This window comes from Phragmitibacter flavus, assembly GCF_005780165.1.
In the GTDB taxonomy this organism is placed as follows: Bacteria; Verrucomicrobiota; Verrucomicrobiia; order Verrucomicrobiales; family Verrucomicrobiaceae; genus Phragmitibacter; species Phragmitibacter flavus.
This window is the reverse complement of the sequence record NZ_VAUV01000009.1, coordinates 192,732-206,919: the sequence shown is the minus strand read 5'-3', so window position 1 is coordinate 206,919 and position 14,188 is coordinate 192,732. Positions and strand designations below refer to the sequence as shown.

11 protein-coding genes are annotated in these 14,188 nt (G+C 56.8%); 8 read left to right on the top strand and 3 right to left on the bottom strand.

Annotated features, from left to right (window positions below; genetic code table 11):
• Positions 1-40 precede the first annotated feature (40 nt).
• Positions 41-1,777, bottom strand: a complete 1,737-nt coding sequence (gene kdpA / locus FEM03_RS13740) for a potassium-transporting ATPase subunit KdpA (RefSeq protein WP_138086844.1) — start codon at positions 1,775-1,777, stop codon at positions 41-43.
• Positions 1,778-1,936: 159 nt separating this feature from the next.
• On the bottom strand, positions 1,937-2,362 hold the full coding sequence (locus FEM03_RS13735; RefSeq protein WP_138086843.1) for a c-type cytochrome domain-containing protein: 426 nt from the start codon (positions 2,360-2,362) through the stop codon (positions 1,937-1,939).
• A 259-nt stretch (positions 2,363-2,621) separates the two neighbouring features.
• On the opposite strand from FEM03_RS13735, the gene FEM03_RS13730 reads away from it, so the two are divergent.
• The 8 genes from FEM03_RS13730 (at position 2,622) to FEM03_RS13695 (ending at position 12,992) form a co-directional block, all read left to right on the top strand.
• Complete coding sequence (locus FEM03_RS13730; RefSeq protein ID WP_138086842.1) at positions 2,622-4,058, top strand: GTPase domain-containing protein; 1,437 nt, start codon at positions 2,622-2,624, stop codon at positions 4,056-4,058.
• A gap of 524 nt (positions 4,059-4,582) precedes the next feature.
• On the top strand, positions 4,583-6,865 hold the full coding sequence (locus FEM03_RS13725) for an outer membrane protein assembly factor BamB family protein (protein ID WP_166442849.1): 2,283 nt from the start codon (positions 4,583-4,585) through the stop codon (positions 6,863-6,865).
• A 78-nt stretch (positions 6,866-6,943) separates the two neighbouring features.
• Positions 6,944-8,578 carry an outer membrane protein assembly factor BamB family protein gene (locus FEM03_RS13720; protein ID WP_138086840.1) on the top strand — a complete coding sequence of 545 codons (1,635 nt, stop codon included), beginning with the start codon at positions 6,944-6,946 and terminating at the stop codon, positions 8,576-8,578.
• A gap of 48 nt (positions 8,579-8,626) precedes the next feature.
• On the top strand, positions 8,627-8,863 hold the full coding sequence (locus FEM03_RS13715) for a DUF433 domain-containing protein (RefSeq protein ID WP_138086941.1): 237 nt from the start codon (positions 8,627-8,629) through the stop codon (positions 8,861-8,863).
• Positions 8,860-9,234 carry a DUF5615 family PIN-like protein gene (locus FEM03_RS13710; RefSeq protein ID WP_138086839.1) on the top strand — a complete coding sequence of 125 codons (375 nt, stop codon included), beginning with the start codon at positions 8,860-8,862 and terminating at the stop codon, positions 9,232-9,234. The genes FEM03_RS13715 and FEM03_RS13710 overlap by 4 nt, the downstream gene beginning before the upstream one ends.
• Before the next feature lie 15 nt (positions 9,235-9,249).
• Positions 9,250-10,299, top strand: coding sequence for a phenylacetate--CoA ligase family protein (locus FEM03_RS13705; protein WP_138086838.1), 1,050 nt, complete (start codon positions 9,250-9,252; stop codon positions 10,297-10,299).
• 113 nt (positions 10,300-10,412) lie between these two features.
• Positions 10,413-11,846: an aldehyde dehydrogenase family protein gene (locus tag FEM03_RS13700; RefSeq protein ID WP_138086837.1), complete on the top strand. Its 1,434-nt coding sequence runs from the start codon at positions 10,413-10,415 to the stop codon at positions 11,844-11,846.
• A 21-nt stretch (positions 11,847-11,867) separates the two neighbouring features.
• Positions 11,868-12,992 carry an iron-containing alcohol dehydrogenase gene (locus FEM03_RS13695; RefSeq protein WP_138086836.1) on the top strand — a complete coding sequence of 375 codons (1,125 nt, stop codon included), beginning with the start codon at positions 11,868-11,870 and terminating at the stop codon, positions 12,990-12,992.
• Between the two features lie 19 nt (positions 12,993-13,011).
• On the opposite strand, the gene FEM03_RS13690 is transcribed toward FEM03_RS13695, so the two are convergent.
• Positions 13,012-14,184: a thermonuclease family protein gene (locus FEM03_RS13690; RefSeq protein WP_138086835.1), complete on the bottom strand. Its 1,173-nt coding sequence runs from the start codon at positions 14,182-14,184 to the stop codon at positions 13,012-13,014.
• Positions 14,185-14,188: the final 4 nt, after the last annotated feature.

Genomic DNA, 14,188 nt, shown 5'->3' with positions numbered 1-14,188 from the left:
TAAAGGATAAGGGATGAAGGCGGAAGGATGAAGGGGATGGTTAGAACAACTGGTTGGTGTGCATGAGGAAGTGTTCGACGATGGGGCCGAGGGCGAGGGCGGGGAGGAAGTTGAGGGCACCGATGAGGACGACGCTGACGACGAGCAGGAGGATGAAGGTGGGGCCGTGGGCGGGGAAGGTTCCGGCACCGGGCGGGGTGATGGATTTTTGGGCGAGGGAGCCGGCTAGGGCCATGATGGGGATGATCATGAGAAAACGTCCGATGAGCATGGCGGTGGCGAGGGTGAGGTTGTAGTGGGGATCGCCGTTGGTGGGGGTGGCGGTGAGGCCGGCGAAGGCGCTGCCGTTGTTGGCGGTGGCAGAACTGTAGGCGTAGAGGATTTCGCTGAAGCCGTGGGGTCCTTGGTTGTTGAGTCCGGCGAGGCCCCAGTCGCTAACGACGGCCCAGGCGGTGAAACCGAGGATGGTGAAGGTGAGGGTGAGAAGGGCGGTCATGGCCATTTTAATTTCGAAGGCTTGGATTTTTTTGCCGAGGTATTCGGGGGTGCGTCCGACCATGAGTCCGGCGATGAAGACGGCGAGGATGATGAAGACGATCATGCCGTAAAGACCGGCACCGACTCCGCCGATGACGACTTCGCCGAGTTCCATCATGAGGAGGGGGACGAGTCCCCCGATGGGGGTGAAGGAGTCGTGCATGGCGTTGACGGCTCCGCATGAGGCGGCGGTGGTGAGGGTGGCGAAGAGGGAGGAGTTGAAGATGCCGAAGCGGACTTCCTTGCCTTCCATGTTGCCGTCGGAGATGGCGATGCCGAGTTGTTGATGGATGGGGTTGCCGGCGGATTCCGCCCACCAACAGGTGAGAACGCCGCCGGTGAAGAGGATCATCATGGCGATCCAGACAGCCCAACCGTGCGCCTGGTTTTTGGTGACACGTCCGAGGTGGTAGGTGAGGCCGCTGCCGATGGCGAAGATGGTGAGCATCTGGACGAAGTTCGCCAGCGGGGTGGGATTTTCGAAAGGTTGTGAGGCGTTGGCGTTGGTGAATCCGCCGCCGTTGGTGCCGAGCATCTTGATGGCGGCTTGTGAGGCCATGGGGCCTTGGGCGATGGTTTGGGTGGTGACTTCGCTGGTGGGGTCGATGAGGTTGGCGGTGTCGTAGGGTTTGAAGTTTTGGATGGTGCCCTGGGAAATGAGGAAGACGGCGAGCAGGAGGCTGAGGGGGAGGAGGAGGTAGTAGGTGGTGCGGACGAGGTCGACCCAGAAGTTGCCGAGGGTGTTGGTGGTGGAGCGGGCGATGCCGCGGACGACGGCGGCGGCGATGGCGATGCCGGTGGCGGCGGAGGTGAAGTTGTGCAGGGTGAGCCCGACCATCTGGGAGAAATAGGACAGGGTGGTTTCGCCACCGTAGCTTTGCCAGTTGGTGTTGGTGGTGAAGCTGATGGCGGTGTTGAAGGCGAGGGCGGGACTTAGGGCGGGGAGGTTTTGCGGATTGAGCGGAAGCTGATGTTGAAGGAGGAGGATGGCGAAGGTGAAGGCGCAGGCGGCGGCACTGAAGATGAGCATGGCGAGCGTGTATTGCTTCCAGTTCTGCTCCTGATGGGGGCGGATGCCGATGAGGGCATAGGTCAGTTTTTCGACGGGGCGCAGGACGGGGTCGAGCCAGGTGCGGCCGTTGGGGTCGAGGACCTGGGTGAGATACAGGCCAAGGGGTTTGGTGATGAGGGTGAGGGTGAGAAGAAAGAGGGCCAGTTGCAGCCAGTCGATGATTTGCATGACGAAGGCTGCGGCATGGCTGGGATTGCTCGAATTAAAAGGGGGAGTGAAGGCGTTAAAAAAACATTAAAATGGCGGGGTTTGGGCACAAAAAAGCGCGCCCCCGGTGAGGTGGGCGCGCTGTTGCTTGAAGGGGTTGGGGTTAGCGTCGGTTAAAGATTATTCGTTGCCTTTCCAGGCTCCGAAGTTGGCGCCTTGTTCGATCCATTGTTTGATCAGGGCTTGTTCTTCGGGGGTGACGTGGTCGCCTTTGGGGGGCATGAACATGTCGTCGTCTTCAGGGAGGAGGAGGCTTTTGAGGAGCCAGCTTTCGTCGGCTTTGCCAGCGACGACGGTTTTTTCGGGTTCGACTTTGCCGCCTTTCATGATGGCGGTGGCGCTGTCGAGGGCGAGTCCGCTTTTGGGTTTTTTGATGCGGCCGTTGTCTTCGTGTTCCTTGGCGTGGCAGCTCATGCATTTGGCATCAAGGATGGGGAGGATTTGTTTTTCAAAATCGACCGGAGCATCTTGAGCGGACGCGTTGGTGATGGAGAGACTGCCAATGGCAAAGGCCATGGCCGAAAGGGTGAGCAAGGTTGGTTTCATGGGTGGGTGATGGCAGAAAACTACGCCAGTGGAGATGTTGAAGTCAACTGTGACAGCACTCGTAGGCGCGATTGGTCAGAAAATTATTCATTTTGTATTTCGCCAAGGTGCTTTTGCGATGAAGTCTCAAAATTACACAGCGAGTCTGGAGGTGTTTTCGGTGGTTTGGGTGGGTGTTTGGAGAGGGGGAAGAGTGGTTGTTGATGACTGATGGTTTGACGAACGACGAGGGTGGATTAGGAATGGGGGTTCTTTACTCGTGCCTTCCACTGTTACCCTCAGCCTGATTTCGCACACCAATGCTGGCAAGACGACGCTTGCGAGGACATTGTTGCGCAGTGATGTGGGGGAGGTGCGGGATGCGGCGCATGTGACGTTGTTTAACACGGCGTATCCGTTGATTGAGTCGGGCGAGGCGGAATTGATTTTGTGGGACACGCCTGGGTTTGGGGATTCGGCGCGGTTGCTGGTGAGGTTGCGGCGCATGGAGCGCGGGATGGTGTGGTTTTTTAGCCAGATGTGGGATCGGATGACGGACAAGCCGTTGTGGTGTGCGCAGCAAGCATTAAAAAATGTTCGCGAGGAGGCGGACGTGGTGCTGTATCTGGCGAATGCCAGCGAGAGTCTGAATGGCGGGACATTTGTGCAGCACGAGATGGAGATTCTTGACTGGATCGGCAAGCCGGTGCTGGTGTTGTTAAATCAGACAGGGGCACCGCGGCCAGCAGCGGAGGAGGCGGCGGAGGAGCAGGCGTGGAGGGAGCATTTGCAGAAGTTTCCTATCGTGAAGCAGGTGCTGAGCTTGGATGCGTTCACGCGTTGCTGGGTCCAGGAGCGGGTGTTGATGGAGCACATTGACCGGGTGTTGGCGGAGGAGAAGAAGGAGACGATGACGAAGCTGCGCAAGGCGTGGCAGCGTCGCAACGAGGACATTTTTCAGGGATCGATGCGGGTGTTGTCGCATCAACTGACGGCGAATGCGCTGGACGGGGTGCCGGTGAAGCCGGAGTCGTTTTTGCAGAAGATTGGGTTCAAGCGCGGGGAGCTGGAAGTGGAGTGGTCGGAGGCGCGGCAGAAGTTGAGCGAGTCATTGGCAGGTCGCGCGGAGCAGGCGATGAATCGGTTGATTGAGATCCACGGACTCGAGGGGCGTGACGAGAAAGGCGAAATGCTGCGTTCGGCGAAGCGGGATTTTGCGGAGCCCCAGCATGTGGAAGCGGCGGTGTGGGGGGCGTTGAGTGGGATTGCCAGTGGCGCGCTCGCGGGGGTGGTGGTGGACTTGAAGGCGGGTGGATTGACCTTCGGCGGCGGGGCGTTGCTGGGCGGGATCGGAGGCGGCCTGGGTGCTTATGCGCTGATCAAGTCCTACAATCTGGTGCGCGGGGACGACAACAAGCTGCATTGGTCAAAAGAGCATTTTCGAGAGCAGGTGAAGCTGGCTTTACTGTCGTATCTGGCGGTGGCGCATTTTGGTCGGGGTCGCGGGTCCTGGACGCGTGATGCACGGCCGGCGCACTGGCAGCGTGAGGTGGACGAATTGGTGGAGAGTTATCGTGAGATGGTGGACCATGTGTGGGAGCACGCGTCCGATTCGAAGGTGGGCATTGCGAGCATGAACGAGGAGATGGAACTGATGATGCGCGAGCTGGGCAAGGACATCTTGCGGCAATTGTATCCGCTCGCGGAGCGGCGTTGAGCCAAAAAAAACTCCCCGGTCTTGCGACCGAGGAGCCAATGATCCAGCAACCAATACGAGGATCAAACGAAAGGAACCAGCAAACGGGCTGCTCCCGATCGGTCTGTAAACTGACGCCAACAGACAGGTTTTATCTTAAAATCTTTTGAGGATGCGTCAATGAGGAGGGGGCACTTTTTCAAAAACAGGAGGTTATTCTCATTTTTGAGAGGGTTTTAAGTGCCCGAAAGATGAAAATTTTAGCATTTTATGGGTTGACAGCCTTTCGGGAGTTGTGGGTTGGGAGCTATTTTGAGGCATTTGAACGTTTGCGGCGCTTTTGGTTGTCCAATCTGGCCGGGCAATGGAGTTGGAGCTGTTTGATCGGGGCGGTAGAACTTTGGCGGGCAGTGGATGCGAGATGTTCTTTGTGGCGGACGTATCCTCACACGCGGTTTTTCCGTCGTCGTTCGCCGGTTGAACCTTGCCATCGTCAGTCGTCTTGTTCAGTATTGCCTTCCCTGTCATATCTTTCTCCGCTTCCCATGTCGTTTTTGCTTCACCCTATTCGTATCGTTGCGGCGGTCAGCCTGATGGCTGGAGCTGCTTCTGTCGCCCCCGCTCAAGAATCTTCTGCAAACTGGCCGAACTGGCGTGGGCCGCTTCAGAATGGGGTGTCGCTGGAGCATTACAAAAACAGCAAGGTGGACACGGAGCCAGCATGGACGTATGCGACCCGTGGTCGGGGCGCGCCGGTGTTGTTTGATGGCCGTTTGTTTTCCTGGGGGTATCGAGGAGCGGGGGAGAATTTGGTGGAGGTGCTCACGGCCCTGGACGCCAAGACGGGGAAGATGATCTGGGAACATGAGTTCAACGACTTCCTTAGCGACACGATTTATGATCGCTATTCCATTGGGGCACCGACGGTCGATCCAGAGACGAAGCAGGTGTATCTGATGACTCACTACGGGCTGCTGTTGTGTTTTGATTTTGACGGCAAGGAACTGTGGCGCATTTCGATGTCGGAAGACTTTGGCAAACTGAGTTTTCCGAATGCGCGGGTGGGCAGCGCGGTGATTGAGGGGGATTTGGTGATTGCACGGGGGATCACTTCCAACTGGGGTGCGGATGGTCCTGCGGCGGATCGTTTTTATGCGTATGACAAACGCACGGGTGAGTTGGTTTGGTGGAGCATGCCGGGCATCACGCCTCCGGTGGACAGTTCGTTTTCAACTCCGGTGTTCGAGACGCGCTTTGGCAAGCGGGTGTTTTATGCAGGGACCGGCTGTGGCAACATCATTTGCGTCAATGCCCGCAACGGCAAGCCGATCTTCCGCTTTCAAGCGGGCAAAAATGGCATGAATGCCTCGGTGGTTTTGCATGGTGACAAGGTGATCGGGATTCACAACGATGAGAATGTCGACAGCTCTGACAAAGGGCGTCTGGCAGCGGTGAACATTCCTAAAGAGGCCGGGGCACCGGCGGAAGGGCAGACGACGGTGGTTTTGGAGCCGTCGGCAGAAGCATGGCGGGCACCGTTGGCGGCAACGAGCAGTTCGCCCATTGTGGTGGGCGACCGGCTTTATCAGCAGACCGACGGTGGTGAGTTGCATTGTTTGAACATCGAAACCGGCGAGATCATCTGGACCAAAAAACTCAGCAACAGCAACCTGCACGCGTCGCCTTTGTATGTGGATGGCTTGCTGTATTGCCCGTTCACTTCCGGCAAATTGTTCGTGGTGAAACCGGGTGAGAAGGACGCGGAGATTGTGCAGGAGATCAGCGTCGAGGGTCAATGTCTTGGGGCAGTGGTGGTTTGCGATGGCAAACTTTACCTGCACACGACCGAGAAATTTTACTGCTTCAACATCAGTCATGAAGGTTTGACGCGCGATGCGGAACCGGTGGTGGAGATTCCTGTTGCGGGCAAACCGGCGGCGATTCAGGCGATCCCTGCGGAAGTGGTGCTGACACCTGGACACAAGGCCAAGTTCCGTCTGCGTTCGGTGGATGCGAATGGCTTTGTAGTAGGTGATATAAAGGAGGCCAAGTGGGCTTCGTTTGTGCCGCCAACGGCCAGGGTGAAGGCGACCATGGATGCGGCTTTCAATGAGGCAGGCGAATTGGTGGCGGCGGAGAATGCCAAGCTGAGTGCCGGTGCTTTCAAGGCGACCACGGCGGATGGTCTCACGGGCACGATTCGTGGGCGCGTCCTGCAGAATCTTCCCATTGTGGAGGACTTCAACCAGTATGAGTTGAACGAGGACCAGCCGAGAGAGAACATCAAATTCGCCTACCCTCCGTTGCCTTGGATCGGGGCGCGGTTCAAGTTTGATGTGCGCGAACTGGAAGGCGAAAAAGTGTTCGCCAAGACCTTTGACCGCATCCTGTTCCAGCGTGCGACGGTGTTTGTTGGGCGATCGGATCTCGCCAATTACACCGCGCAGGTGGACGTGCTCACGGACGGCACCGCTCGGGTGAAGTCGGACATCGGACTGATCAATCAGCGTTATCTCATCTGTCTCCGCAGCAATGCCGGGAAGCTTGAGGTGAGTTCGAATCTGGAGCGGCTCGCGAAGACCGCGCCGTTCAAGGTCAAACCCAACGCGTGGTATACGTTGAAAACGCGGGTGGACTCCAAAGAAGATGGCAGTGGCGTGGTGCTCGCCAAGGTTTGGGAGCGTGGTCAGGCCGAGCCTGATGCGTGGACCATTGAGGTGCCGGTGGCGCGCGTTCACAAAAACGGTTCTCCCGGGATTTTCAGTTTCACGCCGCTCAATCAACGCCGTGCTTATCTCGATAATTTGAGCATCACCCCCAATCAATAATTGTCCGTCCGTCGTTCCCTTAAATCAACTAAACTGAATCCAAGCCCCCGCCCCCTCCATTCATTGCCCGTCTCCATCATGAAGCTCACGACCCTTACCCCATTACTCGCCCTTGCCCTTTGTCCTGCCTTGTTGCATGCCGCCGACTGGCCGCAGTGGGGCGGGTCCAACCAGCGCAACATGGTGTCCATGGAAAAGAACATGCCGTTGGATTTCAGTCCTGGTTCCAAGCTCGGACCCAAGGCGGCGCCGGCCATTGCTGGTCGGCTTCGTCCGGGTGCTGAAGAGGTGAACAAGCTCAGTGCCGAAGACATCGACATGAGCACCACCAAAAATTGTTTGTGGGTGGCCAAGCTGGGATCGCAAACTTACGGAACGCCAGTGATCGCGGATGGACGCATCTATGTGGGCACCAACAATGAGAGTCCGCGTAACCCGAAAAATCTGGGTGACCGCGGGGTGATGATGGTGTTTGAAGAGAAGACCGGCAATTTTCTCTGGCAGATGATCGTGCCGAAGATGGGCACGGGGAAGGTCAATGACTGGGAGTATCTGGGCATTTGTGCGTCGCCAACGATTGTGGGCAACCGGGCTTATGTGCCGACCAATCGCTGCCAGATCGTCTGTCTTGATGTGGAAGGGTTTGCGAACGGCAATGACGGTCCGTTTACCGATGAAGAGAACTTTTATGCGCCGACGGGGGCGGACGGCAACCTCGCGCCCATTCCATTGGACAATGCCACCGATGCGGACATCATCTGGGCCTATGACATGTATAAGGAACTGGGCGTGTTTCAGCACAATGCGACCTCGGGTTATCCTTTGATTGTTGGTGATAAACTTTTCACGGTGACCTGCAATGGCGTGGACTGGACGCACCAAAACATTCCGGCTCCCACCGCACCGAGCTTCATCATGCTCGACAAAAACACCGGTGAGTTGCTCGGCGAACAGAGTTCCATTGCGAGCGAGCGCACGCTGCATTGTTCATGGTCGTCGCCAATTCATGTGAAGGTGGGTGACAAGGACCAGATCATTTTCGCTGCGGGCGATGGCTGGATGTATGGCCTGTCGATGGAGACCGAGAAGAACGAGGACGGTCTGGACATCATGAAGGAATACTGGCGTTATGACTGCAATCCACCCGAGTATCGCAAGGACGAAAACGGCGAACCTCGCAAGTATGCGGAGTTTGACGGCCCCAGCGAAAACATCGCCACGCCGGTGTATTATGATGGTTTGGTTTATATCCCGATCGGTCAAGATCCTGAACACGGCGAAGGATTGGGCATGATCAGCGCGATCGATCCTACCAAGGAAGGCGACATCAGTGGCAAGGCCGTTTGGACCTTCAAAGGCATTGAGCGTTCCATTTCCACCCCTGCGATCAAGGATGGTCTGATTTACGTGGGCGATTACACGGGTCGTGTGTTCTGCCTGGATGCGAAAACCGGCCAGGAATACTGGAAGTTCGACACCAAAGGCAACATCTGGAGCAGCCCTTTGCTGGTGGACGGCAAGGTTTACATTGGCAATGCGGAAGGTGAATTGTTCATCCTCGCGGAAGGCAAAGAATTGAAAGAGCTTGGCACCATCGAGTTCCCCGGCCCGATCATGAACAATGTGGTCGCCGCCAATGGCGTTCTTTATGTGACCACCCACACCCATCTGTATGCGTTCAAGGAAGGCGGCAGTCCTGTGGCGAAGAACTAACTGTCCCGTGTCGTTCGACTTGTTGGAAAATTCCTTTATTCTATGGCGATGACTTTCCCTGAGATTGACCGCGTCACCATTGATCCTGAGATTATGGGGGGTAAGCCTTGCATTCGTGGAATGCGGGTAACCGTCGGAATGATTACGGGATTGGTGGCTTCGGGAACGTCATTCGCGGAGATTCTGGAATTGTATCCTTATTTGGAAGATGCAGATGTTCGGGCGGCGTTGACCTATGCCACATGGCTCACCGAAGAGCGGCATCTTTCCCTCGTTGGCGTGTGAAAATCCTGCTCGATATGAATTTATCGCCAAGCTGGGTCAGCACGCTTCGAGATGGGGGGCATCAGGCCACTCACTGGAGTTCGGTTGGGGATGCGTCTGCTCCCGATACGGAGATCATGCAGTGGGCTCGCGACCATGAGCATGTGGTGTTTACCCACGATCTTGATTACGGAGCGCTGTTGTATGCAACAAATGCTTCGGCTCCAAGCGTCATTCAAATTCGTGGAGAAGAGTTGCGACCACAATTCATTGGGGACCTGGTGATGTCGGCGATTCGTAAAGCATCAGTGGATCTGCTGGCCGGTGCCTTAGTTACCATCGATCCGCACAAAATGCGTATTTCAACTCTGCCCCTTGGCAGGAAAGGTTAAATTTCATTTCATTCTATGAGCGCTTCAGAACAACTCGACCAACACCTTCGCGAAATCATTCAATGGCATTTCTCACCTGAGACGGGCTGTCCGTTCTGGCTGGAGTGGGCTGAGAAAAACTTTGATCCTCGCAAGGAGATCCATGGCATTGGTGACATGCTGAAGTTTCCGCATTTCCAGGATGAGTCGCTGCGCGATTTGCAGCCTGAAGTGTGGGTGCCGAAAGAATATCAGGGGCGTCCATTCAACATCTTTGAAACGGGCGGCACGACGGGCATGCCGAAGCAGCGCATTGGCTGGGATGATTTTCGTATCGATTACAGCGAGTTTTCGGAGAAAATCAGTGACGAACATTTTCCGCGCGGCGAAGCATGGATGATGATGGGTCCGACAGGTCCGCGTCGTTTGCGACTGGCGATTGAACATCTGGCGAACGTGCGGGGTTCGGCGTGTTATTTCATCGATCTTGATCCGCGTTTTGTGAAGAAGCTGATCAGCAACAAGCAGTTCGATATTGCACGCCAATACATGGATCACGTGGTGGATCAGGCCTCGACGATTTTGAAACATCGCAAGATCAGTGGGTTGTTCACCACACCGAAATTGCTGGAGGCTTTGGCGGAGAAGATCGACATCTTTGAAGCGGGCATTCGCGGGGTGTTCTGCGGAGGCACCACCATGTTGCCGCAATACGTGCGCTTTATTGTTGAGGAGGTGCTGGAGAATCGCATTGGTTTCTATCCGACTTACGGGAACACGTTGATGGGCCTGGCGGCGAGTGTGCCGTTGCTGCCGGAAGACAAGTTTTCGATCACCTATTATGCTCCGCAACCTCGCGCGGTGCTGAGGGTGGTGAATCCGCAAAACACGGATGAAACGGTGGAGTATGACACTTGGGGACGGGTGGAACTGACCACGTTGACGCGTGAGTTTTTCATGCCGCGTTTCCTTGAACGGGATGAAGCCTTGCGCCGTCGTCCGCGTGCTCCGTATGCCTGGGATGGGGTGGCGGAAGTGCGTCCGTTTGGGGCGATGGAAAACAAGATCGTCGAAGGGGTGTATTGATTTCCATGGTGTGCCCAGGAGAAGCCGGGTGTCTCGTGGCACCGGGCGACGTGACTTGAATGCGGACACCCGAACTTTGAATTCGTAGCTATTTTTTATTTATCCATTTATTTATGTCTCTTCCGCATCTACCCGCGCTCCGCAAAGGCAAACCTTATGAAAGTCTCGAACAGGTCGAGGTGAAAGATCATCGGACGGGCGAGGTTCTCGCCACGGTGAGCCAGGTGAATGCTGGCATCATTCGTCGTGATCTGAACCGTCTCGGCGAGGCGAGGGCGGCGTTGAAGAAGTTTACCTGTGAAGAGTTGATGGAGATGTGCGCCAAGGCGGGGGAGATCTTCCTGAATGACACGCTGCCTTTTGGGGACAAGGGGCACACGCAGACTCCGCAGCAGTATGTGGAGACCTTGAGCCGCACGAGCGGTCTGCCGCATGTGATGGTGAAGCGCAACATGGCGAAGATCAATGACGCGCTGATCAACATGCGCACGGTTCTTAACGGGTTGACGCGCGGACTGGATCTCGGGGTTTTGGATGTGGGATATGGCGAACAGGCAGGTTGTCCGGTGAGTTATCATCCGACCACGGCCTGTCTTGGATTGGTGATGCCCAGCAATTCGCCAGCGGTGAATTCTTTGTGGCTGCCGGCGATTGCGCTGAAGACACCGGTGATCATCAAACCAGGACGCGAGGAACCTTGGACGCCGTATCGGTTGATTCAGGCGTTCATTGCGGCGGGCGTGCCTGCAGAGGCGTTTGGCTTTTATCCAACGGATCACGAAGGTTCGGGCGAGGTGCTGAAGTTGAGCGGTCGGGCTTTGGTGTTTGGCGATGCGAACACGGTCGGCCAATACAAGAACAATCCGAAGTTTGAGGTTCATGGTCCGGGCTTCAGCAAGGTGTTGATCGGCAACGATGAGGTGGAGAACTGGCCGCAGTATATTGACATGATCGCGGCGTCGATTGCCGAGAACGGCGGACGTTCCTGCATCAATGCTTCGGCGGTGATTGTGCCGAAATACGGAAAGGAAATTGCCGATGCGTTGGCGAAGAAGCTGGGTCCGGTGGATCCGCTGGCACCGACCGATGAAGGTGCGAAACTTTCTGGATTTGCCAATCCGAAGATGGCCGAATTCATTGACGGGGCCATTGAGCAGGGGCTTGCCGATCCAGGGGCGGAAGATGTGACGGCCAAATACCGCAATGGACCGCGCAAGGCGGAGCTTGATGGCGGGGTTTACCTGCGTCCGACCATCGTGCATTGCGACAAATTTGAGCACACGCTGGGCAATCGCGAGTTTCTCTGTCCGTATGCCAGCGTGGTGGAAGTGCCGCAGAATGAGATGCTCGGGAAGATCGGACCTTCGTTGGTGGTGACGGCGATCACCAAAGACAAGGCGTTCATGGATGAGTTGTTGGAAAGTGATCTCATCGAACGCCTCAACATTGGACCGATTCCGACCATGCGCATCTCGTGGAATCAGCCGCATGAGGGCAACATGTTTGAGTTCCTCTACAAACGTCGCTCCATTGAAATCGCCGGGTAGGCAACGCTGTCAATCTTGATCATGTCGTTTCCCATCCTAACCCCCTTCGACCATCAACCGCGCACCCGCTTTGTCTTTGGCAATGGGACCATTGCCCGCGTGGGTGAGCTGACTCGTGAGTATGGCGGCACACGGGTTCTTGTGGTGTCCGACGCAGGCATCGTGAAGGCGGGGCACACCGGACTGGCGGTGGAGGCTCTGCATGCGGCCGGGGTGGAGAGTCTGGTGTTTGATCAGGTGCATGAGAATCCAACCACAGCCGATGTTGATGTTTGTGTGGCGGTGGCGCGCGAGTTTGGCGCGGATTTTTTGATTGGTCTGGGTGGCGGCAGCAGCATGGACACGGCGAAGGGCTGCAATTTTATCCTCACCAATGGCGGACGGATGCAAGACTACTGGGGCCATGACAAGGCGACCAAGCCGATGCTGCCCTTGATCGCGATTCCCACGACTTCGGGAACGGGGAGTGAGGCGCAGAGTTATGCGTTGATTTCCGATGAGGTGACGCATGCGAAGATGGCTTGTGGCGATGCGAAGGCGGCGGCGAGGGTGGCGATCCTTGATCCGCAGTTGACGGTATCCCAACCATTCAAAGTGACGGCGGTGACCGGCATTGATGCGATTGCCCATGCGCTGGAAACGGCGGTGTGCCGGACGAGGAATCCGCTTTCGTGCATGTATTCGAAGGAGTCGTTCCGGCTGCTGAGCGCGGGGTTTGCCAAGGTGTTGTCGGATCCGATGAACTTGGAAGCACGCGGACAGATGCAACTTGGGGCTGCCCTGGCGGGTCTGGCGATTGAAAATTCGATGCTTGGGGCAGCACATTCGACGGCGAACCCGCTGACGGCGAATCATGGCATCATTCACGGGCAGGCGGTGGGGGTGATGCTGCCACACGTGATCCGGTTCAATCGCGAACTGCCGGAAATTGCGGCGATTTACCGGGAGTATTTTGAGGGAGATCTGGCGGCTTGGGTAACGGAGCAACTGGCCGAGGCCGGACTGGCGACAGATTTGGCGTCACTTGAAGTTCCCCGTGAGAACATCGGCAAACTGGCGGCTCAGGCCGCAACGCAATGGACGGCGAAGTTCAATCCGCGCTCGTTGGAGGAGCAGGATTTTGTGGCTCTCTATCAGGCCGCATAGGAATGCAGGGCGAAGTCGGCTATCGTTGACTCGAAGATTGCCAGATGCCACGCCGGGCGGCTTTCGCTTCGCTTTCGGCTTTGTCGAGAAGTTGGCGGAACCGCAACGCATCGCGACTTTTGCCAGGCAGGGGCATCGAGCCGGATAGCGCAAGTCCTTCTCGAACCAGGGCAAGGCCAAGGTCCTGACCATTCACACGAACCAGCGCGTAATAGCGTTTTTTGGAGCTGGCTCCACGAGCGTCTTCGCGAACGGTGTAAACGGTGGCGGGACCTTGGGCGAGGAATCTCTGGGCGAAGGTGGCGGATCGTTTTCCGTAGTTCATGACGGTGGCGGTAGAGACTCCGAAATGCCTGGCTTGGGATTGGACGCGCTCAGGGATTTGATTGTCGCTTTCGGGGCAATCGATGGCGTAGAGTCGCCACACCTGGGTGCTGGAACGCTGGGACTGCGGCGACTTGGAGGTGAGGGCAAAGCTGTCGCCGTCACCGGAGTAGTAGTCTTCAGCGAGTTTGCCGTCTTCGTAGACGATCCATGGTTTGCCGTCCAACTCGGGAAGGGGATCAAGGACGGCGGCGGAAGCACCGGGTTGGGGTTTGACCGGCAGTGCGGGGATCGCGGCACGGGCATGCGCCCAGATGCCACGGCGGCTGCGGATGGCGACCTCATGACTGCGCGGAAGAGCGGTCACTGATGAGGTGAGGGGCGATGCATCGGGATCATACGCGGCGAGTCCGGCTTCAATCAGCAGTCCGGCGAGATCGCGACCCTTGGAGTCGAGGACGATGGCGTAGACGTAGCGACGGTCCTGAATTTCACCGGCGGGGACGCGCTTGGTGTAGATCGTGCCACCGTCTTGCAGGGTGCGGCGAACGGCTTGTTTGGCGTGATCACCCCAAAGGAGGATTTGTTCTGTAGAGAGTCGGAAGCGGGCGGAGTCGGCGGTCAGTTCTGCTTCGCGCTGATCGTCGGGCTCGGGACTGTTGACGCCGTGCAGTCGGAAATGCTGGCTGCGTGTGCCGTTTTTGATGTTTACCTTCAGCGAGAAGGTATCGGCGCTGTGCCAGTAATTCTGATTGAGTTCGGTAAAGGTCCGCTTCTCAAAACCTTCCGGCGTTTGCACCTGAGCGGAGCAAATGCCACTGGCAAAAACAAGCGCTACAACAAATGACGGGATCCGGAGGATGATCATGGAT

Excerpts from the sequence above, each read along its gene's own strand:
- kdpA (WP_138086844.1), bottom strand. The coding sequence starts at position 1,777 with ATGCAAATCATCGACTGGCTGCAACTGGCCCTCTTTCTTCTCACCCTC.
- FEM03_RS13735 (WP_138086843.1), bottom strand. The coding sequence starts at position 2,362 with ATGAAACCAACCTTGCTCACCCTTTCGGCCATGGCCTTTGCCATTGGC.
- FEM03_RS13725 (WP_166442849.1), top strand. The coding sequence starts at position 4,583 with ATGTCGTTTTTGCTTCACCCTATTCGTATCGTTGCGGCGGTCAGCCTG.
- FEM03_RS13720 (WP_138086840.1), top strand. The coding sequence starts at position 6,944 with ATGAAGCTCACGACCCTTACCCCATTACTCGCCCTTGCCCTTTGTCCT.
- FEM03_RS13715 (WP_138086941.1), top strand. The coding sequence starts at position 8,627 with ATGACTTTCCCTGAGATTGACCGCGTCACCATTGATCCTGAGATTATG.
- FEM03_RS13705 (WP_138086838.1), top strand. The coding sequence starts at position 9,250 with ATGAGCGCTTCAGAACAACTCGACCAACACCTTCGCGAAATCATTCAA.
- FEM03_RS13700 (WP_138086837.1), top strand. The coding sequence starts at position 10,413 with ATGTCTCTTCCGCATCTACCCGCGCTCCGCAAAGGCAAACCTTATGAA.
- FEM03_RS13695 (WP_138086836.1), top strand. The coding sequence starts at position 11,868 with ATGTCGTTTCCCATCCTAACCCCCTTCGACCATCAACCGCGCACCCGC.
- FEM03_RS13690 (WP_138086835.1), bottom strand. The coding sequence starts at position 14,184 with ATGATCATCCTCCGGATCCCGTCATTTGTTGTAGCGCTTGTTTTTGCC.